Origin of the sequence: Thalassotalea castellviae (genome assembly GCF_031846185.1) — a bacterium.
GTDB classification, from domain to species: Bacteria; Pseudomonadota; Gammaproteobacteria; order Enterobacterales; family Alteromonadaceae; genus Thalassotalea_H; species Thalassotalea_H castellviae.
Window position 1 is genome coordinate 183,871 of record NZ_JAVRIF010000005.1, and the last position, 24,016, is coordinate 207,886.

Below are 24,016 nucleotides of genomic sequence, written 5' to 3' on the forward strand. Positions count from 1 at the left end.
CTTAAAAATTAATTCAGTGGTAAAGCGTAATGGTCAACTAATAAAATAATAAAGAGTAACATTAAATGGATAATCGAGAACTTAAACGTATCCATGGCGGTACTCTCATCGGCATTAAATTTAAGTTTCCAGGCATAAACAAAAAATATGATGTTCAGCACAACCGCACCAATTAAATACAACCAATTACTCATGCCAACAAGATAAGGCAGTAAACCAACAACAAACAATAAAACCGTATACAAAAGAATTTGGGTTTTAGTGAAATTCACGCCATGCGTTACTGGCAGCATTGGAATGTTGACCTTGGCATATTCATCTTTTCGATGAATGGCTAACGCCCAAAAATGAGGAGGTGTCCATGTAAAAATTAACAAGACCAACAGCAAAGCATTCGGATGAATTTCATTGGTCATTGCCGTCCAGCCCAATAACGGCGGTATTGCGCCAGCTAAGCCACCAATAGTAATGTTCTGTGGCGTAGCACGCTTTAAATACATAGTATAAATAAAACTGTAACCAACTAAACCCGAGAAAGTTAACCAAGCCGTTAAAGGGTTTACAAAACTATATAAAATAGCAAAACCAGATACGGCTAATAGCATGGCAAACAACGCGGCATTCTTAGGATCTAATCGGCCGGTTGCAACAGGTCTGTTGTAGGTTCTGCCCATCACACTATCAATACGTTCATCAACGATGTGATTAATCGCTGCTGCGGCCGATGAAAGAAAGCCAATGCCTGTCATTGAAGGAATTAAAACCTGCCAAGGAATAGCACCAGGTACCGATAAACACATACCGACTAATGCCGTTAACACTAATAACGCAACGACACGTGGTTTGGTGATTTCATAATAATCACGCCAACTTGCCGTCATTGGTTTACTCACATCAGCCTCTACTGAAGAAATATCACTACTCATTCTTACTCCTAGGCTTTTCGCTTTAAACTATAGGTTAATAAAATTAGCATTAACATTAGGCATGCCGCAACAATGTTATGACTAACTGCCACCGAAAGCGGTAATGAAAACCAGACATTACTGATCCCTAATGCGATTTGTGCCGTTAATATCATCACTAAACCGACTGCGGTATTTTTAAAGAATCGGGTATTAGCTTTCATAAATATCGTACCAGCCAGCCACAGTAAGTAAACCGCAGTAATGATGGCACCAAAACGATGCATTACATGAATGGTCACGCGTTCATAATGCCCTAAATGGCCATGTTCATAGGTGTCACGCTCTGGTGGTATCAAATCAAACGCCACTTCAATGGTGAATTCTTCTGCCCAACCGGCCTGACAAATAGGTAATTCTGTACAAACGAGCGCGGCATAATTGGCAGAGGTCCAACCGCCTAGCGCGATTTGCCCCGTTAATATGACTACCCCTAATAGTCCATAAGGTGCATAGCGTCGCACTGAAGCATCACCACCAGGCACGCGATAAGGATTGAGTCTTAAATACAGTAAAAACAGCAGGCATAAAGTAGTAAAACCACCGAGTAAATGTCCCATGACCACCACGGGCATTAACATCAAAGTAACTGTCCACATACCTAACGCGGCTTGGAAAATCACCACACATAAAATTAATAAGGGAAGAAATAACGGTGTTCCTTGCTCTCTATTTCGGAACGATAATATCGCTATCGCTAAAATAAATAAGCCTAAAACTCCGGCAAAATAACGATGGATCATTTCATTCCACGCTTTTTCGGGTTCAACAGGTCTATCTGGAAATGCTAGTTCAGCTTTTGATATCTGCTCTGATGATTCTGGTACGTCTAATAATCCGTAACAACCGGGCCAATCGGGACAACCTAGCCCAGCATGAGTTAAACGAGTATAGGCGCCTAAGCTGACCACAATAATCGCAAGTAAGATACTGACAAGGACAAGTCGTCTAATGTTTTGGGTACTTTTCTGTTGCATATTAGCCAATCCTTGAATATTTCAATAATTTTTTCATATCGGCAAGAATAGCTTTATCAAAAGAGACTAAACCTGCTTTTTCTTTTGGACCTTGATAAGACATAACAACGTTGCCTAACGGGTCAACTATCACAACTTGATTGCTTTCAATATGTTCGTTTGCTTGTTCAGGCAACGAAAGTTGTTGCCACTTAGCATGACGTAAATGACTTAATTGACGCTCCGCTAAGCTTTTCTCGTATAAGACAATGGGAGTGACGCGAGGCAGTTCTTTACCTAATAACGTATATGTATTATTAAGCGATAGCAGGGTTTTTTCACATAATTGTTGACAGTTTGCAGGCAAGCGATAAAGGATTAACCATTGTTCTTTTAACGCCGTAGGATCAACACCTAGGTCGGTTAAGGTCAGTTCTTGTTCGGCCAATTGACCATGGTTAGTGACCCCGTAATTAAACCAATGTTGTTCTAGCGCTAATTTAGCTAAAACGACAGGTAATATGAATACGGCCAAGGTGATGAGTAACGTTCGACGTGATTTATTTACTTGAGGCGAAGACATAGATAACCTTTTTCTTATTTTAATTTTTATTATTATTTTTCGGTTTATTTTTAATAAACCATACACTAGCACTGATCATTAACAGCATCCAAGCTGTGGCTAATGAAAACCATTGAAATGCATAAGCTCGATGCTTTTCTGGTGGCATCACAATAGGACGCCAATTTTTTTCAAAACCTAGACTTTCTTTTGTATCTAAGTAAATGACAAAGGGCAATAACTTTTGTGCAAAAAACCTTGAAAATTTATCAATTTCTATCCGTTGAATTCTCAGCGGCCACGAAGGATTTTTGTAATTCTCTTCGCTTAACACTATGCCATGTTCAATTAACCTTACATGACCTGTAATTTTTTGAGCGCCAGATACTGGGGTAATTTCAGGTAATTTACTGCGATCGATAAAGCCTTCAATCCAACCTAAATTCACTAACACTGCCCTATCGTTGTCGGTAATCACTTGTAACACTCGATAACCTAGTCGACCGTTATGCGTTTGATTATCTAATAGGAAAACTTTCTCATCATTGAAAGCCCCCTGAATTTTAACCGGAAGATCGTTGATATTTTCATTTGATGATTGTAACGATAATACCTCATCAAGAGATAAAGCATCTTGAGATTTATAATCGCTAATACGCGATAAACGTTGTTCTTTTTCGATGGCTCTGGCGGTTTGCCAAAATCCAAGCTTGATTAATCCACTAAAGACAAGCAAAGTGATAATGACAACAAACCAGTTTAATTGATTGAAATATTCTCTAAAATCAGCAAACTTCATATATTACCGTAAAAATTAATAGCAACCTGTATAACCTAACATAATAAAAAGAGAGGGTTTTGTGATTATAAAAATTATCATTGTTGGCTTATTAGCCTTTATGATTTATAACCTGTTTCGTGCTTTAATAATCATGAATAAAAACGATCCAAACCAGCCAAGTATGTCAAAGTTTATCGGCCGTCGAGTCATGACTTCTGTTGTAATTGTTCTCTTATTGCTTGTGGGTATTCTGACTGGCGTAATTACACCAAACCCAAGACCTTTCTAAACAAAGCGATTAAGGAAAAGAAGGCGCTTTAATGGCGCCTTATTTATTTTCATTTTTTGTATATTCTCTGTAAAAACTTAAGGCTAAATTGACTAGCTCAAAAACAACAAGATGGCACGGAAGGTAACATTTTACTTAAGTGTACCTTCGATGCAGTTATTGAGTTAATCTACGACCCATTCAGTTTTTAAATAATGTAAACAAAAACAAAGAGTAATACCCATACCACGTCGACAAAGTGCCAGTACCAACTTGCCGCTTGAAACGCAAAATGATTCTTAGGAGTAAAGTGACCTTTAAACACTCGGATCAACATGACAATTAACATGATGGTACCTAAAGTAACATGCATCCCATGAAATCCTGTCAGCATATAAAAGGTATTACCATAGATTCCACTGGTTAAATACAGCTTCATTTCATCCGCATAACCGTGTGCATATTCTAAGCCTTGGCAATACAAGAACACTAGACCCAAGACACAGGTAATGCTTAACCAGAATTTTAATTGCGGGCGCTTATCTTGCTCTAATGCCACATGAGCTAAATGAGCCGTCACTGAAGATGTTAATAACAAAATAGTATTGATAAGGGGTAAACCATACCAACCCATACCGGTTGTTTCTGTTCCGTCAGGTGTTTTAATCAATGGCCATTGCGCCGTGAATTCCGGCCATAATACCGCGCCGGTCATTGCATTATTATCAGCGCCGCCTAACCATGGAACAGAAAGTGTTCTGGCGTAAAGTAAAGCACCAAAAAATGCCGCAAAGAACATCACTTCAGAAAAGATAAACCAGCTCATCCCTTGTTTAAATGAATTATCCATTTGATGGCTATATTTGCCCGCCATTGATTCATTAATCACATTATTGAACCAACCAAACATCATGTAGATCACCATCGCGATACCGGCGATTAATACATAACCACCGAAACCTGAGGTTGAATTTTTTATATCTGTTACATAATTCGCTGCGCCAACGGCGATTAAAAACAATGCAACGGCACCCACAATTGGCCAATGGCTTTGTGCGGGTACATAATATGTTTCATATTTTTTTGTAGTCATCACTATTCCCCTGTGTTTCGCGTAATCGCCTAAGATTCAACTGAGCCGGTGATATCGTATAAAGTGTAAGACAAAGTAATAGTCTTCACTTCTTCTGGTAGCTCTGCATCAACATAAAATTGCAGGGCCATTTCGACATCTTCTTGTGCTTTAAGCGGCTGTGAGTTGAAACAAAAACACTCTATTTTTTGAAAATAAATCGCGGCTTTACCAGGCGAAACTGATGGTACAGCTTGCCCAATAATGTCATTGACCGATTCATTTTTCGCATAAAATTTCACTAATTTCATTTCACCAGGATGTACTGTAATTTCGTTTATCATAGGCTCAAACTGCCAAGGTATCCCTTTAGCTGTTCGGCTAATAAATTGCACAGTTATGGTACGGCTTTCATCGATGCCATCTTCATTGACACTAGCAGCGGTAGTCGCCGTTTTACCATTTAACCCGGTGATATCACAAAATACGTCATATAAAGGCACTAAAGCAAAACCAAAACCAAACATTGCAAAAACCACCAACACCAGTTTCTTTACTGTTTTAGTCTTATTATTCGATAATTTTTGGTCTTGCTCTGTACTCATTATATTTTCCTATTGCCCTTTAATATCTTCAGCGTTAGGTGGCGTTTCAAAGGTATGATATGGAGCTGGACTTGCGACCGTCCATTCCAAACCTTCAGCACCGTCCCAAGGTTTCGCGTCAGCTTTTTTACCGCCCTTAATACACTTAATAACAACCACTAAGAATATTATTTGTGATAAACCAAAGGCAAACCCGCCAATACTTACCCACTTATTAAAGTCAGCAAATTGCAACGCATAATCAGGTATACGACGAGGCATACCCGCTAAGCCTAAGAAATGCATTGGGAAGAACAGAATGTTCACTGAAATTAACGAACACCAAAAATGTGCCTTACTCAATCCGTCGTGATACATATGTCCAGTCCATTTAGGTAACCAGTAATAAGCCCCGGCATAGATGGAGAATAATGAACCTGTCACTAATACATAGTGAAAATGAGCTACAACAAAATAGGTATCATGATATTGGAAATCAACCGGTGTTAACGCCAACATCAATCCTGAGAAACCACCAATGGTAAATAAAATAACGAAGGCAATCGAAAATAGCATTGGCACTTCAAACGTCATAGCACCGCGCCACATAGTCGCAACCCAGTTAAAGACTTTCACACCCGTTGGCACCGCAATCAACATAGTACAATACATGAAGAATAGTTCACCGAATAACGGCATGCCGGTGGTGAACATATGGTGAGCCCACACAATAAACGATAAGAAAGCAATTGAAGCTGTGGCATAAACCATTGAGCTATAGCCGAATAAACGTTTACGAGCAAATGTAGGTATGATGGTTGATACAATACCAAATGCCGGCAAGATCATGATGTAAACTTCAGGATGACCAAAGAACCAAAAAATATGCTGGAACATTACTGGATCACCACCACCAGCGGCGTCGAAGAAACTCGTACCAAAATAGGTGTCAGTTAATAGCATAGTTACAACACCAGCTAACACCGGCATTACCGCAATTAATAAATAGGCCGTAATGAAAAATGTCCAAACAAATAATGGCATTTTCATGTAAGTCATACCTGGGGCACGCATATTCATGATGGTTACAATGACGTTAATTGCCCCCATAATCGATGAAACACCCATAATATGTACAGCAAAAACAAAGAATGCGGTACTTCCGTTAGAGTATGTTGTCGAAAGTGGTGCGTAGAACGTCCAACCAAAGTTAGGTGCTCCTGATTCCATAAAGAACGAAGCAATAAGAATGGAAAATGCAAAAGGCAAAATCCAAAAACTCCAGTTGTTCATACGTGGTAAAGCCATATCTGGCGCACCAATCATCATAGGTATCATCCAGTTAGCAAAACCGGTGAAAGCCGGCATAATCGCGCCGAATACCATGATCAAACCGTGAACAGTAGTTAATTGGTTAAAAAAGTCGGGTTCAACAAATTGAAGTCCTGGTTGAAATAACTCAACACGGATCATCATTGCTAATGCACCACCAAATAATAACATGATGAATGCGAACCATAGGTACAAAGTACCAATATCTTTGTGGTTAGTCGTATACAACCAACGTTTTATACCCGTCATTTTGTGATCATGGTGATCATCGTGCTCATGCGAGTCGTGAATAGCTTCTGTAGTCATTATTCTGCCTCCTTACTTAGCACTTGCAGCAATATCTGCGGGTTGAACAACATCACCGGTATTATTACCCCAAGCATTTCGCTCAAAAGTAATGACGGCAGCAATGTCGGTTTTAGACAATTGAGCACCAAAAGCGGCCATACTTGGATTTTTCTTACTGCCATTTACCACCATATCAATGTGTGCATTAACATCACCTGTAGTAATTGGGCTACCGATTAATGATGGAAATGCTGGTGGTAAACCTGCACCAGTAGACTGATGACAAGCTACACAAGCCGTGTTGTAAACTTTCTCGCCTTTAGCCATTAATTCATCAAGTGTATATTCTTTAGATAAGTCTTCTGCGGGTGCAGCAGAAACAGCTTTACTCACTTTCTCAACGACTTTTTCAACAGTAGTCGCAGCTGAAGAAGCAGAACCGCTAGTCGCTGATTTAACATCAGCCGCTTGTACAGTATCACCTGTGTCATTGCCCCAAGCGTTTCGCTCGTAAGTAACAACCGCAGCAATTTCTTTCATGCTAAGTTGTTTGCCATAACCTTGCATACCGGTTCCGGCTTTACCATTGAAAACGATATCTATATGGTCAGCAACACTGCCCGTTGTCGCAACAGGACTGCCTTTAAGCGCTGGAAACGCAGGAGGTAAACCTAAGCCTGTAGGTTGATGACAAGCAGCACAATAAGCCGTGTAAGTAGTTTCACCTAATTGCATTAATTCTTCTTTAGAGAGTGAAGCATTTAAAGAAGCAGCCTCTGCAGCAGCGGCATTAGCGATTAATTCATTTTGTTCATCAATCCAACGGGCGTAGTCTTCTTCCGATTTAACTTCAACGACAATCGGCATAAAACCATGATCTTTACCGCAAAGCTCAGCACATTGGCCTCTATATATTCCTGGCTCAGGTACTATCGCCCATGCTTCGTTGATAAAACCAGGGTTAGCATCTTGTTTAACGGCAAAATCTGGCACCCACCATGAATGAATCACATCATCAGAAGTGATCAAAAAGCGAATTTTTTTATTAACCGGTATCACCAAATGTCTATCAACCTCTAAAAGATAATTTTCACCTTTTGTTTCGCCAACACCATTTTGGTTTTCATATTGTCCACGAGGAGTCGATAAAACAGAGTAAAACTCAATGTCTTGGTCAAAATATTTATAGTGCCATTTCCACTGAGAGCCAGTGACTTGAATAGTGATATCAGAATTATCGTTATTTTCCATGCTAACGAGTGTTTTCGTTGCGGGTACCGCCATGCCGATTAAGATGACAATAGGGATAACTGTCCACAGAATTTCCACCTTGGTACTTTCATGAAAAGTTGCTGGCTTTACCCCCTTTGATTTGCGATGGAACATGATTGACCAAAACATCGCCCCAAAAACCACAACACCAATTGCAGTACAAATATAAAGCGCAAACATATGAAGACCATATACTTCCTGACTTATATCAGTAACACCTTTGGTAAGATTTAACTGTTTATCTGCCCAAGCCATACTAGGAACTAATAGCCCTAGGAATAGCCAACTTAGGTTACGTCTCTTCACTCGACATCTCCTCCACCCTTTCTAAGTTTTAAAATCTTTAATATCATTAAAAAACGAATATCTTGATTTCTTTTAGTTGTTTTTGTTGTTATTTTTTCTGGCTATTTTTTAACCACTTAAAGTGCGCCTTATTATTATTTTTGTTCAATTTCTGTCCTAGAATTACTTAAATCTTGATCTAGGTCAATTCTTAATTTTCTTTAATAAAAGTAAAAACACTAACAATTACAATAGAGTATCAACTCTAAAACGTTAAAAAGTCCATTTTATATAGCCTGACGCCATAGGCTAAAAATCAAGCAATTGCTCTAATAAAATAATATCAGGTAGAAATGAGGGTGAATATTTTTTAATCAAAAAACAATCTAGTTTGAGAATACTAAGATTAAATAAGAATTATTCTTTATAAAAGTTCGGCTAAAGCATGAAAAGTGACAAAAAGTAAAAAATTGCTGACTTTTATTAAAAAGAGGAGAACAAAAGTCAGCAATATGGAAAAGTTAAATTTACATCCAGTCGGCAGAACGAATAACTCCTACAGCTATGCCTTCAACATTAAAATGTTGCGAAGTTAAATCAACTTTTATCGGTGAGAAATCTTCATTTTCAGCGTGAAGATAAACAACATTTCCTTCACGTTTAAATCGTTTTACCGTTACATCTTCATCAATTCGCGCAACAATCACTTGGCCATTTTGCACGTCAGTCGTTTGATGTACCGCTAATAAATCACCATCGAGAATGCCTATATCTTTCATACTTTCGCCATTTACTCGCAATAAATAATCCGCTGCAGGGTGAAATAAATTACCGTCAATTTTATAGTTATCTTCAACATGTTCTTGCGCCAGAATAGGTTCTCCTGCCGCAACACGACCAATTAACGGTAAGCCTTCTTCTTCAGTAAACTGTTCCGCTAAACGAATACCGCGCGACGTGCCAGGTAGCATTTCGATGTAACCTTTTTTAGCGAGTGCTTTTAAATGCTCTTCGGCGGCATTGGCAGATTTAAAACCGAAAAAATCGGCAATTTCAGCGCGCGTGGGTGGCATACCCGTTTGAGAAATATTTTCTTTAATAAGATCAAAAATTTGTTCTTGGCGTGGTGTAAGTGGTCGTAGGTTAGTCATTCGACAATTTCCTGTATATACTGACAGTTATAACTGTTAGTATATACAGGCTGTAAATAAACGCAACCCTGACTAGTCAAGTAAAAAACTTAATCGAGATATCAGACATAATGCTATATAAATGAATGAGATAAAAACCTCTCTATTCGCCATTGGTTATTATATCTGAAAGCAAAATCAGCTATGCTTAGCCAACGTTTCACTTAAAAATACGAGCCACGTGAAAGCAGAATTTCATCATAGTATTAATGATATTGCCAAAAACCAATGGCAAGCCGTAGAAAACTCTTTATGCCCACTGATGCATTATGAATTTTTCAAAGCGCTTGAAGATAGTACGTCTATTTGTATTAAGACTGGTTGGCAGCCTCATCATTTAACCTTATCTACTGATAAAACAATTCAAGCAATTATCCCGTTATATATTAAACAACACTCATGGGGCGAGTATGTGTTTGACTGGGACTGGGCACAAGCTTATCAGCACAATGGTTTAGATTATTATCCCAAGTTAGTCAGCACTATTCCTGTTACCCCCATTCCAAATGACAAGCTCCTAAGCGAAACGGTTGATTATCTGCAAATCATAAAAGTACTGATTGAGTATTGCCAGCAAAATGATATCAATAGCTGGCACTTGTTGTTTATTCCTGAAATTTCTCAAGCTGCTCAAGAAAAGTTACCTGATGACGTATATCTTCGCCATACGGTTCAGTTTCATTGGTTTAATCGTCAATATCAAAGTTTTGACCATTTCCTTTCAACATTTACCGCCAGAAAACGTAAAAACACCTTAAAAGAACGCCGTTCAATTGCTCAACAAGATGTTCAGGTTAAGCGGTTTGTCGGTAAAGACATTACCAAGAAACATTTAGATTACTTCTATTTAACTTACCAATTAACTTATTTAAAAAAAGGTCATCAGCCGCACTTAAGCTATGCTTTTTTTCAACAAATTTTTCAAACGTTACCGGATAATATTTTACTGGTAATCGCGAGTCGAGATGATCAATATATTGCTTGTTCATTGTTCTTTTATGATCATCAGCATTTATATGGTCGTTATTGGGGCTGTAGTGAATCAGTGAAAAATCTTCATTTTGAGCTTTGTTATTATCAAGGCATCGAATTTTGCATTGCTAATAAATTAGCGATGTTTAATCCAGGCACACAAGGTGAGCATAAAATACAACGAGGTTTTGAAGCCGTATTGACCTATTCTTATCATTGGATCAAACATGAACACTTCAAAACGCCGATAAAAAATTACTGCCAACAAGAACGAGTACAACTAAAGCGTTATCAAAAGCAATGTTTAGCGGCATTACCGTTTAAACAAAGCTAACGCGTCAACAAAAGGAAATTAGGATGGAATTAGCATTTTCTCAGGCCTGTGAAAACAACAAGTCTGCCATTTTATCAGTATTAAATCAGGCGTTTAGTACCACAAACAAGGTGCTTGAAATAGGCTCTGGCACGGGTCAACATGCCGTACATTTTGCTGAACATTTACCACAACTAGTTTGGCAAACCAGTGATCTTGCCACCAATCATTTTTCTATCCAGCAAAGAGTCATTAACAGCGGTTTAAACAATATTCGCGCGCCTATTACCCTTGATCTTACTGAAGACTGGTCTTTTACTAACGACAACAGTACCCCTTATTTTGATGGTATTTTTACTGCCAATACCCTGCATATTGTGAGCTGGCCGCTAGTACAACGCTTTTTCACTGGCGTTGGCAATAATTTAGTCAAAGACGGAACCTTATGTATTTACGGACCATTTAACTACCAAGGTAAATTTACTAGCGCAAGTAATCAACAATTTGATACGTGGTTAAAAGAACGTGATCAACTCAGTGGTATTCGTGACTTTGAAGCCATAATTACCTTGGCAAATGCTGCCGGTTTTTCTTTAATCACCGACCACACTATGCCGGCAAATAACCGTTTATTAGTATTTAGAAAATGCGAATAAATAATTAGCAACAAATTAAAAAAAAACGGCACTTTCAACGAACCAAAGTGCCGAACTAGGTTAAACAAGCATTTCTTTTACGTTTTCACTAACAATTAATTCACCTTCCGTCAGCGCTTGAATTTCTTCAATAGAAACCCCTGGCGCATATTCTAATAAATGAAATTTACCTTGATGAATTTCTAAGTAAGCTAAGTCGGTAAGCACCTTTTTAATACAATTTTTACCTGTGAGCGGCAAAGTACAATTGGCGAGTAATTTAGAATCTCCATGCTTTGAAGCATGTGTCATGGTAACAATAATATTATCAGCGCCGGCCACTAAATCCATTGCGCCCCCCATGCCTTTGATTAACTTTCCAGGGATCATATATGAAGCAATGTTGCCATTCACATCCACTTCAAAGGCACCGAGTACCGTTAAATCAACATGGCCACCGCGGATCATGGCAAATGACTCAGCACTTGAAAATACAGACGCTCCGGTTGCCATAGTGACCGTTTGCTTACCGGCATTAATTAAATCCGCATCAATTTCATCTTCCGTAGGAAATTGTCCCATGCCCAGAAGGCCGTTTTCTGATTGCAGCATAACTTCCATATTTTCAGGAATATAATTCGCCACTAAAGTAGGAATACCAATCCCTAAATTAACGTAATAACCGTCTTGTAATTCTTGAGCAACGCGCTTTGCCATTTGTTCTCGAGTTAACGCCATTTTTATTCTCCTGACTCTTGCTGCGAAGGACGAATCGTTCGCTGTTCAATGCGTTTTTCAAAGGTGCCGACAATCAGACGGTCGACATAAATACCTGAGGTATGAATTTGGTCTGGATCAAGTTCACCTGGTTCAACGATTTCTTCAACTTCAACGACCGTGATTTTTCCTGCGGTTGCCGCCATTGGATTAAAATTACGCGCTGTTTTGCGATAAACTAAGTTGCCGTATTTGTCCGCTTTCCACGCTTTGATAATCGCGAAATCACCTTTTATGCCCTCTTCCAGCAAGTATTCTCTGCCATTAAAAGTACGTACTTCCTTACCTTCTCCCACTGGTGTACCAACACCTGTAGCAGTGAAAAAAGCAGGAATGCCCGCTCCGCCAGCCCGCATTTTTTCAGCAAGAGTTCCTTGCGGTGTTAATTCAACGGCTAATTCGCCACTCATCATTTGTCGTTCAAACTCAGCATTTTCACCGACATATGACGCCACTATTTTGCTAATTTGACGATCGGCAAGTAACACCCCTAAACCAAAATCATCAACACCACAATTATTTGAAACCACCGTAAGATCTTTAGTGCCTTTACGCTTAATTTCATTGATTAAGTTTTCAGGAATGCCGCATAAACCGAAGCCGCCAGCAATGACTGTCATTCCGTTTTCTAAGCCTGCCATCGCTTCTTGATAGTTAGCGACAACTTTATTAAAACCTGCCATTTTTTTGTTCCTATATTTGATAAATTAAATAGCTTAATGCTTTCAAAAGCGATTTAATGGAATTATTTCACTGTCCAACCGCCATCAAGCACAAGGGCTTGGCCGGTCATATTTCTTGCTTCTTTACTCGCCAAAAAACACACCGTGGCACAGATTTCGTCAATATCGATAAACGACTTTTTCGGCATAGGCTCTAGCATTATTTTATTGATGACGTCTTCTTCGCTAATGCCATGTTGTTGCGCTTGGTCTTTGATCTGTTTTTCAACTAATGGCGTTTTAACGTAGGCAGGACAAATTGTATTGATGGTAATGTCAGTATCAGATGTTTCTAAAGCGATCACTTTCGAAAAACCAATTAAGCCATGTTTAGCTGCCACATATGCAGACTTATAAGGCGAAGCAACTAAGCCATGTATTGAGCCAATATTGATAATTCTGCCAAAGCCGTTTTCCCGCATTTTGGGCATAAAAGCTTTACAGGTTCGCGCCGGCCCTGTCAGTAATACATCAACAATTTTTTGCCAAACATTCATGGGAAAATCTTCTAAACGTGAAACATGCTGTATACCGGCATTGTTGACTAAAATGTCCACGGTTGTATCAGCTAATGCTGCGAGTAAATTTTCGATATCTTGTTCATTGGTAACGTCTAGTTTAATGCCTCTTGCAGTTAAGCCTTTTTCAGCCAATTTTTGCTGGGCAGATAAAACCGCTTCATCATTCATATCAGTGATAATGATATTCGCACCTTTTTCAGCCAACGACTGAGCAACACCGAAACCAATACCACTACCTGCTCCGGTTATTAAGGCGGTCATGTTTTTCATTATTTACTCTCCAAAAATGTTGTAATGGTTTTTGCTTTACTGCTGATTGAAAAGAGACCATCTAAATGCCCCCACATGCCTTGAATTTCTTCATACTGACTATTTTCACCAATAAGTTCATGCGCTTTTTTAGCCATAGAAGGAAATAACACTAAATCATTGGCAGCTGGCAAAAATAAGGTTATAGCGGTAATTTTTTTCAAACTTCCGGCAAGGTCATTATTATGACCGGCAATAAACAATTGATTGGCTCTGACAAGATATAAAACATGATTGGCATCAATAATATCGAGCTTTGCCCCCGCGGCGCCATAAAGCCAATCAACCACCGGAAAATTAGCGTTAATATCATTTAATGCCGCTTGATTAATGGCTTGATGTGTAGGGTTTGAAGCATTGAAAATAGCTGGGTGCATTGCATCTTGGGTGATACTTGCTAAAGATAATTGCAATCCTCTTTTTGGTGCTTCACTTTGATAGTAATCACCACCATTCCAGTTAGGATCGGCTTTTATCGGTGCAGCCCAAGACTCTAACCCCGCGACTAACCACGCATCCATTTCTGCCGCGCCAATAACAGAAATCATTCGTTCAACCATGTCTGGATAGGCAACAGACCATTCAATAGCTTGCAACGAGCCCATAGAGGCACCCACAACGGCGTGTAATTTTTTAATACCTAAGCTATCGATGAGCGCTTTTTGTACATTGACAAAATCGCGAATAGTGACCACAGGAAAGGTTAATCCGTAAGGTTTTCCTGTTTTAGGATCAATCGTTGCAGGCCCTGTTGTTATAACGTTTTTATCGAACGCACTGGCATTCACCAAAGTGTCAGAACTAATGACATAATATTTATCGGTATCAATGGCTTTACCTGGGCCAATAATGCTATCCCAATAGCCTGGCAAGGCATCACTTTCATTGTATTTACCAGCAGCATGTGAATTTCCTGAAAAGAAATGAGTAATCAAAATAGCATTACTTTTATCTTGGTTTAACGTGCCATAGGCTTCCCACCCTACGTTTACTTGCGCAATATTTTTACCACCAAAGGTTTGAAAATTATCCAGTGTAAATTTTTGCTTAGTAACCAATAATGGTTTACTAGCTTCGTCTGCAAAGCAAAATCCTGATAACAGCAAAGTCGCAGCTAAAAGAAGAAGTCTTATATTCATAGTATTTCCTATCAAAAACTAAATAAAAATAAACAAGCCAATGGCAAGTATTAAGCCTAACAATGGAACTGCGCCGGTCATGGCAAACATAGACCAATACGCGCTGGCATGGGTTTCCTTACAAATAGCACGAATGGTAGTAACAACATAACCATTATGTGGCAAGGTATCTAAAGCGCCAGAACTTATGGCAACTACCCGATGTAACTCTTCAGGATTCACCCCTTGATCAATATAATGAGGTGCAAGTAATGGTAAGGCAATCACTTGGCCTCCTGAGGCCGAACCTGTTAACCCTGCTATAACACTTACGGCAACAGCGGCACCGATTAATTCATTGCCAGGCATTTGCGTCATAATGTTTACTGCCACTTGAAATGCTTCTGTTGATTTTGCTACAGCGCCAAAACCAACGACGGCAGCGGTATTACCAATAGCAATCAATGCCCCGTTTGTACCTTCAGAAATAGCATTATTTAGATTGTGAAAATATTTGTTATTGATCAACCAAATACTGATCACTCCACCGGCTAATGCAACAATCAAAGCATTATGGCCAAAATAACTGTGTAGGCTAAATGATAATATTAAGACCACCAACAACGGGATAACACCAGTAATGGGGTGAGGGTAATCTCGTTGAGGAATTTCTGGATCATCTTCACGGTGTTCAAAAACTTCCCCGTTGGCTATCGCTTTGGAAATCAGTTTTTTTAACCACCAATAACCAAATAGCGCCATAAATATTGCGACCACTAAACTCACTTCCCAGCCAGCATAAGGCGTAGTGCCTAGATATTTTATCGGGATCCAGTTTTGAATTTCTGGCGAACCGGCAGAAGTCATCGTGAACGTGACCGAGCCAAAAGCTAACGTGGCGGGAATGAAACGGCGCGGTAAATTAGCATCTTTAAATAAACTTAGTGCCATTGGGTAAACCGAAAATGCAACAACAAATAAGTTTACGCCACCGTAAGTTAAAATGGCACACGCGGCGACAACCGCAAAAACCGCTTTTTTCATGCCGAGTTTATCAACAATATAGCGAGCAACACTGTCTGCAGCACCGGTATCTTCCATAAATTTACCGAATAAAGAACCCAGTAAAAACATAAAAAACCACGCGGCAATAAAACTTGTAAAGCCAGACATATAAGTGCTAACAAAATAAGTATCGCCAGTAAGTAACGCCATATTATTGCTAAGGGCTACTAGTAACGCACATAAAGGAGCGCTAATGAATAAATTCATGCCCCTCATCGTGAGAACCACTAATAAAATGAGTCCTCCGACTAAGCCAAACATACTTAACATAAGTAATTCCTGAGTATTGTTTTAATTAAATCAATTTGACTGAAGAGATCTCTCACTAACAAAACTCATGAGTAATATAAGATGATAGCTTATGGAAAATAATCACCTTAAATGCTCAATTTCATTGTGCTTTACAGGGTGATAAAAAGGTATAGTACTTAAGTACCACATACAGATGGATGTGCTTAAGCTAGATTAACTAATGACTGAAAAACAATCACTGCAATAAATAAAACTATAAAGAAAGAATATCCATCGGGGAGAAACATGAATACATCAATGTTTACATCAAAAACGGCTCAAAGTAAGTCGTCTCAAAACACTTTTAGCAAATCGCTGTGTGCAATAGCTATTAGTTCAACACTTATGAGTTCTGCAGTTTATGCGGCAGAAGAATCTCAAGAAAAGAAAGTGGCTGGTTTAGAAATAATCGAAGTAACCGCCCGTAAAACGACTGAAAACTTACAAGAAACACCGGTTGCTATGACATCAGTTGGCGCAGCCGAGTTAGCTGAAAATGGTATTTCTGTGATGACAGAAGTACAACGTTTTTCGCCAAACACCACACTGCAAACCAGCCGTGGTACTAACTCGACACTAACAGCCTTTATACGTGGTGTTGGTCAACAAGATCCACTTTGGGGTTATGAACCTGGTGTTGGTATTTATGTTGATGACGTCTACTTAGCTAGACCACAAGGTGCGGTATTAGATCTTTTAGATATTGAACGTATCGAAGTATTACGTGGTCCACAAGGAACTTTATACGGTAAAAACACGATTGGTGGTGCGGTTAAGTATGTCACTAAAGAAATGTCTGGTGATGCTGAATTTGACATTCAAGGGACACTTGGCAGCTATAATCAAAAAGATTTAAAAATGACTGGGCAAATGCCTTTAGTTGAAAATACCCTTTACTTAGGTTTTGGTTATGCGAATTTAAATCGAGATGGGTTTGGCGAGTTTTTAATTTCTGATTTACCGAATCAAGATAAAGAAAACTACAACAAGGACTTAACAGCTGCACGTTTAACCTTAGAATATCATGCTACTGATGATATATTTATGCGCTTAGCATGGGATAAAACCCAAGACGACTCAAACGCTAAGGGCGGTTACCGTTTATTACCAAGCTTATTAACCAATGCTCCTGTGCCTAATAATGTTTTTGATTCTTATACCAGTATGCCAACTGAAAATAGTGTTGAATTATCTGGATTAAGTTTTATGGTCAATTGGCAAGCGTCTGACAATTTAGCCTTGAAATATGTCGCGACTTCTCGTGACGGGTATTCAGATACCAACATTGATTTTGACAATACCCCGTTAGATATTTTTGACGTACCAGCTTTCTATGATGATGAAAATAACAGCCATGAATTACAAGCATCGTACAATGGTGAAGGATATAGCATTGTTGGTGGCTTATATTTATATGATGGTGAATCTTGTGGCCATTTCGATGCCATTTTAGGTTTCTTAGGTCGCGCAGCTTATGGCGCTTCATTAGGTGCCACAGGTTTAACGCGTGAAGTAACGGGTTGTAACAACAGTGAGAGTAGCGCGATATACCTACAAAGTAGTATCGATTTATCAGAAAAGCTTTCATTAACATTGGGTGCACGATATACCAAAGAAGATAAAGAAGCTTACGTAAACAACGGTATCGCTTTTTCAAACGTTTACCCAAGTTCTGGTTGGATTGACGGCTACACCAGAGACCCGAGTATCACTTTCCCACAAGTACTAGGTGAAGATACCAATGGCGATGGCACATTAGATGCGCCTAAAAAAGCAGATTGGTCTCAGTTTTCACCGCGTGTAGGTCTTGAATATCAAATGGATAAAGACACCATGATATTTGCCAGTTATTCACAAGGCTTTAAATCAGGTACATTTAACCCACGTGCAACGTTAAACGAAATGGCAGCAAATCCAGAAATTGTTGATACTATCGAATTTGGTATCAAGAAAGATTGGAACGATGAGTTACGTACCAACGTGACATTATTCTCTATTGACCACAAAGATCGTCAATATATTACCATCACACCTGATGCCAATGATCTAACGGTATTGAATCAAAACTTAGGTAACATCAAAGGTTCGACTGGTGACGGGGTTGAAGCTGAAGTTACTTGGGCTGCAACCGATGATTTAAGAATCGACTTTTCTTTCGGTTATATTGATTCAGAAATAGAAGATGATCCTACGGTAGCCGTGCCATTAGTTGGCATATCTAACACACCTAAGTACACAATGAACCTTGCAGCAAATTATACCTTAGATACTGACATAGGTTATTTTGTCTTTAGTGGCGGATATTACTACCGTGACGAATATCTTTTATTTGAAGATAGCGACATGTTAACCCAAGACGGCTATGGCAATGTAAATGCAAGCATAACTTGGGAAAGTACCGAAGGTAATTGGTACGGTGGTTTACATGGTAAAAACTTAACCGATGAAGAAGTGATGGTTGGTGGTTATAACTTTGCCGTAGACAATGGTGATGGTACTTATGGTGCTGGTTTAGGTGGTGATACGACCTTAATTGGTTACTTTGCCGACCCACGTACTATTCACTTAACTCTAGGGTATAGATTCTAAAATCGCCTATATAGGGGGCGTTATACTAGCGCCCCTCTATTCTTTCGTGTTTAAATAAATGTATTAAGGTCAAACATGAGTATAGAATTTGTGAAATTAGCCATTGCAGATGACCACCCATTATTTCGTGCAGCACTGACTCAAGCGGCAAAAAAATCATTACCTTTCAGTGAAATTATTGAAGCAGAATCTTTCAACAGTATTATTGATGTGATCCAAGAAAATCCAGATATAGAATTAATTTTTCTTGATTTAAATATGCCTGGCAATGATGGTTTTACCGGCTTAGCGACTATCCGAAACGCTTATCCAGATATACAAGTTGTCATGGTATCGGCGACAGAAGAAGCCAATATTATTAATCGTGCCATTGATTTAGGGGCAAGTGGTTATATACCAAAATCAGCTTCCCTCGATGAAATTTCTGACGCGATAGATTTTGTCTTAGATGGTGAAACTTGGTTACCGCCTGGGATTAATTTGTCAACCGAGGCACCTTCCGAAGAAAAAGAAATTGCCGAGAAACTCAGTAAATTAACCCCAGCTCAATATCGAGTTTTGCAAATGATTGCCGATGGTTTATTGAATAAACAAATTGCTTATGAAATGAATATACAAGAGCCGACCGTTAAAAATCATGTTTCAGCCATTCTGCAAAAATTTGAAGTTAATAACCGTACTCAAGCAAGCACTCTCTTCCAAAAACTTAAACAAACATCACTTCAACCATCAAACTTAAACTAAAACTAAAATTAAAACTAAAAAGTGTAGAGCAATTTCTTAATTAAAATATATAGTTAGATACATGTTCGTTATGTATGGATACTTACTTGCGCTAATATGAAATATTTATTGTTAATGTTGTCATTACTTTATTGCACTTTTCTCAATGCTGAAGAAAAGACCTTAGTGACCATTTATACCTACCATGTCAAACCACCTTTAGTGATAGATCCCGAAAAAAAGAAGGTTTATATTACGACTTTACCCAATGCTTAAATGCTTACAGTGCTAAATACCATTTTGAAATGGTCTCTGTCCCCCGCAAACGCATCGAACGGATGATAGCTAACGAGACACTAAATGGCATATTATTGGGAGTAAACCCTGTATGGTTTTCTGATAAAGATGAAAAAGAGTACCTGTGGACACCTCGTGTTTTTACTGATCGAGATGAAATAGTCTCGCTAATTTCACAATCTATTGAATTTATCAAACCACAATCATTGAAAGGTAAAGTATTTGGGGGCGTGAGAGGATTCTATTACTTTGGCATTAATGAGCTCATAGAGGAAGAAATTATCACAAGGGTTGATACTGCTAATGAAGTCGACTTGTTCTCAATGTTATTAAATCAACGGGTTGATGCAGCAATAATAAGCCGTTCAACCTTTGATCACACCATCAAAAAAAATAACTGGCAAAATAAATTTCATTTATCGAAAAAACCCACGATATATACGATCGTAGAATTCTTATTCCGCATAAATATACTGAAATTTACCAACATATTGTGCCAATTATAGAAGATTTAGAATTCAATCAAATTTGGCAACATCACATTAAGAGCTATCAGTAGTGTGATTAAAATGAAGTTAATTCGCCACAAGTTTTTTAATTGTTCTTTTTAATGCGGCAGGCTTTACGGGTTTATGAATAAACATAAAACCATTAGCAACCACTTGTTCATGAATATCTTCAGAATGATCTGCTGAATTAACAATCACAGGAATATTCGTTTGAAGCTTGTCGTTGATAAAGACAACGGCATCAACGCCTGTTTTGCCAAAATCTAAATGGTAATCGGCAACAATGATATCAGGCTGTGCTTTCTCGCACTTCTGCAAAGCTTCCTGTTGATCTTTCGCTGTTGAAACCACACAGCCCCACTCGGTGAGGCGTTTTTGCATCGCCAGCAATACTGGCGCGTCATTATCAATCACTAAAACCCGTAAACCGACTAAATCTTTTCTCACGATAGTAGTGGTTTGTTTCGGTGCTATCGAATGACTTTTAATATTGATCACCGGTAAATATAATGAAAAATGACTGCCTTTCCCTATTTCAGAGGATAATTCGAACTCAATACCTAAAATTTTACAAATACGCGACGTGATCGCTAATCCTAGTCCCAGTCCAACTTCTTGATGATTTTTTTCTACAAGTCGTTTTTCTACTTGTTCAAAGTCGTTAAATATCCTTACCTTATCTTTTTCTGCAATGCCAATACCTGTGTCTGAAATAGTGAGTTTAAGTGAACCTTTAATCTCTTTTATCGATAAAGTAATTTTACCGTTATCGGTATACCTTACGGCATTAGACAATAAGTTTTGTAAGACTCTACGAAGCAAAGTTTTATCTGAACGCGTGCCGACAGCACATAACTTTTCTTCAAATATTAATCCTTTGTTCTCAGCTATAAGCTTAAATTCATCACAAATAGGGCGAATAAATTCGTCGAAATGAAAATCTTCAACAACCGGCTGAGTGGCACCGGCATCTAATTTAGTTAACTCTAAAATCGAACTTAATAATTGTTCAGCATTACTTAACGAATTATGAATATTTTGACTGAGTTCACGTAGCTCTTTTTTGTCGATGTGATCAGCTAAAGTACTATCTTCGGTTTTCTCTGCCAGAATAGACGAAAATAAACTTGCCGCATTAAACGGTTGCAACAAGTCATGACTTAGCGCCGCAAAATATTTAGTTTTATTAATATTTGCCTGCTCAGCGTCTAGCTTTGCTTCTTGTAAATGTTGATTAGCTTGTTGTAAATCTAAGGTACGTTTTTCAACGCGTGACTCGAGATGGGCATTAATTTCTTCCAGTGCCTTTTGCGTTTTCACAAATTCAGTAATATCAGCGTAGGTAGTGACAAATCCCCCTCCGGGTAATGGATTACCAGACATTTCATAGACCTTGCCATTTTTTTGCACTCGTTGAAACCGGTATGATTTGCCTTCTTCTAAGTAAGCAATACGCTTAGCAATTTCAAGCTCACCGTACAAATTAGGAAAATAGCCACGTTTAGCATTAAATTTCAGTACTTCTTCGACTGGTCGACCGACAAAGATTTCCGCTTCAGGGTAATCAAACATTTCAATATATCGCCGATTCCAAGCAACGACTTTCAAGTCTTTATCCACCACAGAAATACCTTGTTCTACATTTTGAATTGTGGCTTGCAATAATGATCGATTAAATCGTAAAAGCTCGCTGGCCTCATCGACAATATCAACGACATCATTTAATAACGCATGGCGTCGTCGTTTCGCTGAATCTAATAGTAATTTAGCGGATGCCCCACCAATAACACCGGCTAGTTCTTGCTCTACCGCTAACTCAAAAGTCACAGGAGCAATATGTTCCCAATTCATGCTATTTGATTGAAAATATTTTGCTAACAACTTATCGGCGAATCGTTGTCCAAAAAAGCGCACCACTAAATTGTATAAATCACGCACGGTCAATGGCGAAGTTCTTTGCTGATTATTTTTTTGTTGATTATCAGAATCAATAAAATGAATAGCCTGCATTTGCTCATTGATATCAGGAGCACTCACTAATGAATAATAAACAAAAACCGCCAAACTTGATGCTAAACTCACCACAACACCATGAGAAATAAAGTCGAGCTCTAAGCCAAACATCATCGTGGGTCTTAACCAAGTAATACCTAAAAAGCCTTGCTCGATTAAACCGTCAATGTTGATAAAAGTTTTATTTAATGAAGGTAATAATAAGGTATATGCCCATAATGACGTACCAACAACAATACTCCGGTAGGCTGCTTTCATATTGGCTTTGCGCCATACTAATCCCAATAATAATGCCGGAGAAAATTGTGCAACCAAAGACATTGCCATTAAACCTGTCACGGCTAATAATTGCGTGTTCGACGTTACTCGATAATAGGCATATGCCGCCAGTAATATCACCACAATAGTAATGCGGCGTATAATTAATAGCTTATTAGGACTTAATCGCTCTTGTTGATGTAAGCCACTTTCATTGGCTAATAATTTTGGCGTTATTAAATCATTTGACACCATTATGCTCAGTACAATCGTTGCCACAATCACCATACTTGTGGCGGCAGAAAATCCGCCGAGATAAGAAACAATGGTCATAAAATCATTTTCTACCAACATAGGCAGCTGCAACATAAAACTGTCTGAACCAACCGTTGAACCATCAAATAATATTAATCCGGCATAGGCAATGGGTAATGCAAAAATGTTTAAGGCAATCATATACAAAGGGAATAGCCAACGAGCAGTATTAAGCTCTTTTTCATTGTCTTGCTCGATAAAGGCCATATGAAATTGTCGAGGCAGACAGAACATCATTAAAATGCCTAAGATGGTTTGAGTGATATAAACATAACTCGGCGGTGAACTTATTCTTTGTACTGCTTGATTATTAGCCGCTTGAGTAAATAAATCATTCATCCCATCAAACATCACATAACAAACAAAAAAGCCAATCGCTAAAAAAGTAAAAAGCTTAATGATCGATTCAAAGGCAATCGCCAACAATAAGCCGGGATTATGCTCAGAAGGGCGAATTCGTCGGGTACCAAATAAAATCGCAAACACCGCTAATGTCACCGTAAACAGTAACGTCACATCAATATTATCTAGTGCGGGTGAGTTTAGTGTTACAACATTAAAACTATTGGTTATCGCTCGAAGTTGTAGTGCAATATAGGGAATAATGGCAAAAAAAGCCGTGATGGTAATGAGACCGGCTAAGCTTGAAGATTTTCCGTAGCGTGAAGAGATAAAGTCAGCCAATGAGGTCAGCGATTGCTCCCGACAAATTCGTGCAACTTTTAGCACTAATGGCCACGCTAAAATGAACACGATAATGGCGCCAGTGTAGGTAGGTGTTAGCCACCAACCTGTTTTAGCGGTTTGTCCTGTCACACCATAAAATGCCCAAGAAGTACAATAAACACCTAAACCTAAACTATAAACTACGGGCTTAGCTTTCGACGATATAGTGTATTTATCGCCGAGATAAGCAATCGCAAAAAGCAGAATTAAGTAGAAAAATGTCAGTAAGACTAATATTGAAATTGGCAGCATATCAGCGAATTATTTTTATTATTTAACGACTATCATAAGTGATTCATAAATTATTG

Annotated in this window: 22 protein-coding genes; 7 read left to right on the forward strand and 15 right to left on the reverse strand. The window is 38.6% G+C overall.

Translation table 11 applies throughout. The features are described from left to right. Window positions 1–8: 8 nt before the first annotated feature. The 4 genes from cyoE to RM573_RS10990 are packed head-to-tail and all read right to left on the reverse strand — an operon-like array spanning window position 9 to window position 3,282. Window positions 9–926: a heme o synthase gene (cyoE, locus tag RM573_RS10975; RefSeq protein ID WP_311581610.1), complete on the reverse strand. Its 918-nt coding sequence runs from the start codon at window positions 924–926 to the stop codon at window positions 9–11. A gap of 8 nt (window positions 927–934) precedes the next feature. Further along, the gene (locus tag RM573_RS10980; protein ID WP_311581858.1) at window positions 935–1,918 is read right to left on the reverse strand and encodes a COX15/CtaA family protein; all 984 of its coding nucleotides are present in this window, start codon (window positions 1,916–1,918) and stop codon (window positions 935–937) included. Between the two features lie 25 nt (window positions 1,919–1,943). Continuing rightward, on the reverse strand, window positions 1,944–2,504 hold the full coding sequence (locus tag RM573_RS10985; RefSeq protein WP_311581611.1) for a hypothetical protein: 561 nt from the start codon (window positions 2,502–2,504) through the stop codon (window positions 1,944–1,946). Between the two features lie 19 nt (window positions 2,505–2,523). After that, the gene (locus RM573_RS10990; RefSeq protein WP_311581613.1) at window positions 2,524–3,282 is read right to left on the reverse strand and encodes an SURF1 family protein; all 759 of its coding nucleotides are present in this window, start codon (window positions 3,280–3,282) and stop codon (window positions 2,524–2,526) included. A 61-nt stretch (window positions 3,283–3,343) separates the two neighbouring features. Here RM573_RS10990 and RM573_RS10995 point away from each other — a divergent pair, with 61 nt between their 5' ends. Further along, window positions 3,344–3,553 (forward strand): DUF2909 domain-containing protein, encoded by a 210-nt coding sequence (locus RM573_RS10995; RefSeq protein WP_311581615.1) that lies wholly within the window; start codon window positions 3,344–3,346, stop codon window positions 3,551–3,553. Window positions 3,554–3,740: 187 nt separating this feature from the next. On the opposite strand, the gene RM573_RS11000 is transcribed toward RM573_RS10995, so the two are convergent. The 5 genes from RM573_RS11000 to lexA all read right to left on the reverse strand — a co-directional run bounded on the left by RM573_RS11000 (window position 3,741) and on the right by lexA (window position 9,516). Continuing rightward, entirely contained in the window at window positions 3,741–4,625 is an 885-nt protein-coding gene (locus tag RM573_RS11000; protein WP_311581617.1) for a cytochrome c oxidase subunit 3, read from the reverse strand. 29 nt (window positions 4,626–4,654) lie between these two features. Next, window positions 4,655–5,209 carry a cytochrome c oxidase assembly protein gene (locus RM573_RS11005; protein WP_311581619.1) on the reverse strand — a complete coding sequence of 185 codons (555 nt, stop codon included), beginning with the start codon at window positions 5,207–5,209 and terminating at the stop codon, window positions 4,655–4,657. Between the two features lie 9 nt (window positions 5,210–5,218). Continuing rightward, entirely contained in the window at window positions 5,219–6,826 is a 1,608-nt protein-coding gene (gene ctaD, locus RM573_RS11010; RefSeq protein ID WP_311581621.1) for a cytochrome c oxidase subunit I, read from the reverse strand. A 12-nt stretch (window positions 6,827–6,838) separates the two neighbouring features. Further along, window positions 6,839–8,335, reverse strand: a complete 1,497-nt coding sequence (gene coxB / locus RM573_RS11015; protein WP_311581860.1) for a cytochrome c oxidase subunit II — start codon at window positions 8,333–8,335, stop codon at window positions 6,839–6,841. A gap of 557 nt (window positions 8,336–8,892) precedes the next feature. Further along, complete coding sequence (gene lexA / locus RM573_RS11020; protein WP_311581623.1) at window positions 8,893–9,516, reverse strand: transcriptional repressor LexA; 624 nt, start codon at window positions 9,514–9,516, stop codon at window positions 8,893–8,895. A gap of 220 nt (window positions 9,517–9,736) precedes the next feature. Between lexA and RM573_RS11025 the strand changes: the two genes are divergently transcribed. Continuing rightward, window positions 9,737–10,861 carry a GNAT family N-acetyltransferase gene (locus RM573_RS11025; protein ID WP_311581625.1) on the forward strand — a complete coding sequence of 375 codons (1,125 nt, stop codon included), beginning with the start codon at window positions 9,737–9,739 and terminating at the stop codon, window positions 10,859–10,861. Between the two features lie 23 nt (window positions 10,862–10,884). Beyond that, window positions 10,885–11,496, forward strand: coding sequence for a DUF938 domain-containing protein (locus RM573_RS11030; RefSeq protein ID WP_311581627.1), 612 nt, complete (start codon window positions 10,885–10,887; stop codon window positions 11,494–11,496). Between the two features lie 60 nt (window positions 11,497–11,556). On the opposite strand, the gene RM573_RS11035 is transcribed toward RM573_RS11030, so the two are convergent. From RM573_RS11035 to RM573_RS11055, 5 genes are all read right to left on the reverse strand, one after another. Further along, window positions 11,557–12,213: a CoA transferase subunit B gene (locus tag RM573_RS11035; RefSeq protein WP_311581629.1), complete on the reverse strand. Its 657-nt coding sequence runs from the start codon at window positions 12,211–12,213 to the stop codon at window positions 11,557–11,559. 2 nt (window positions 12,214–12,215) lie between these two features. After that, window positions 12,216–12,935, reverse strand: a complete 720-nt coding sequence (locus tag RM573_RS11040; RefSeq protein ID WP_311581631.1) for a CoA transferase subunit A — start codon at window positions 12,933–12,935, stop codon at window positions 12,216–12,218. Window positions 12,936–12,997: 62 nt separating this feature from the next. Beyond that, window positions 12,998–13,765: a 3-hydroxybutyrate dehydrogenase gene (locus RM573_RS11045; RefSeq protein WP_311581633.1), complete on the reverse strand. Its 768-nt coding sequence runs from the start codon at window positions 13,763–13,765 to the stop codon at window positions 12,998–13,000. After that, window positions 13,765–14,943 (reverse strand): E22 family MetX-like putative esterase, encoded by a 1,179-nt coding sequence (locus RM573_RS11050; RefSeq protein WP_311581635.1) that lies wholly within the window; start codon window positions 14,941–14,943, stop codon window positions 13,765–13,767. Before RM573_RS11050 ends, RM573_RS11045 begins: the two co-directional genes overlap by 1 nt. Before the next feature lie 18 nt (window positions 14,944–14,961). Further along, the gene (locus tag RM573_RS11055; RefSeq protein WP_311581637.1) at window positions 14,962–16,257 is read right to left on the reverse strand and encodes a GntP family permease; all 1,296 of its coding nucleotides are present in this window, start codon (window positions 16,255–16,257) and stop codon (window positions 14,962–14,964) included. Window positions 16,258–16,536: 279 nt separating this feature from the next. Between RM573_RS11055 and RM573_RS11060 the strand changes: the two genes are divergently transcribed. The 4 genes from RM573_RS11060 to RM573_RS11075 all read left to right on the forward strand — a co-directional run bounded on the left by RM573_RS11060 (window position 16,537) and on the right by RM573_RS11075 (window position 20,393). Then, window positions 16,537–18,867, forward strand: coding sequence for a TonB-dependent receptor (locus tag RM573_RS11060; protein WP_311581863.1), 2,331 nt, complete (start codon window positions 16,537–16,539; stop codon window positions 18,865–18,867). A gap of 75 nt (window positions 18,868–18,942) precedes the next feature. Next, window positions 18,943–19,611 (forward strand): response regulator transcription factor, encoded by a 669-nt coding sequence (locus tag RM573_RS11065; RefSeq protein ID WP_311581639.1) that lies wholly within the window; start codon window positions 18,943–18,945, stop codon window positions 19,609–19,611. A 96-nt stretch (window positions 19,612–19,707) separates the two neighbouring features. Beyond that, complete coding sequence (locus RM573_RS11070) at window positions 19,708–19,866, forward strand: hypothetical protein (protein WP_311581641.1); 159 nt, start codon at window positions 19,708–19,710, stop codon at window positions 19,864–19,866. Between the two features lie 62 nt (window positions 19,867–19,928). Further along, a complete protein-coding gene (locus tag RM573_RS11075) occupies window positions 19,929–20,393 on the forward strand; it encodes a type 2 periplasmic-binding domain-containing protein (protein ID WP_311581643.1) in 465 nt (154 codons plus the stop codon). 69 nt (window positions 20,394–20,462) lie between these two features. On the opposite strand, the gene RM573_RS11080 is transcribed toward RM573_RS11075, so the two are convergent. Continuing rightward, window positions 20,463–23,960 (reverse strand): hybrid sensor histidine kinase/response regulator, encoded by a 3,498-nt coding sequence (locus RM573_RS11080; protein ID WP_311581645.1) that lies wholly within the window; start codon window positions 23,958–23,960, stop codon window positions 20,463–20,465. Window positions 23,961–24,016: the final 56 nt, after the last annotated feature.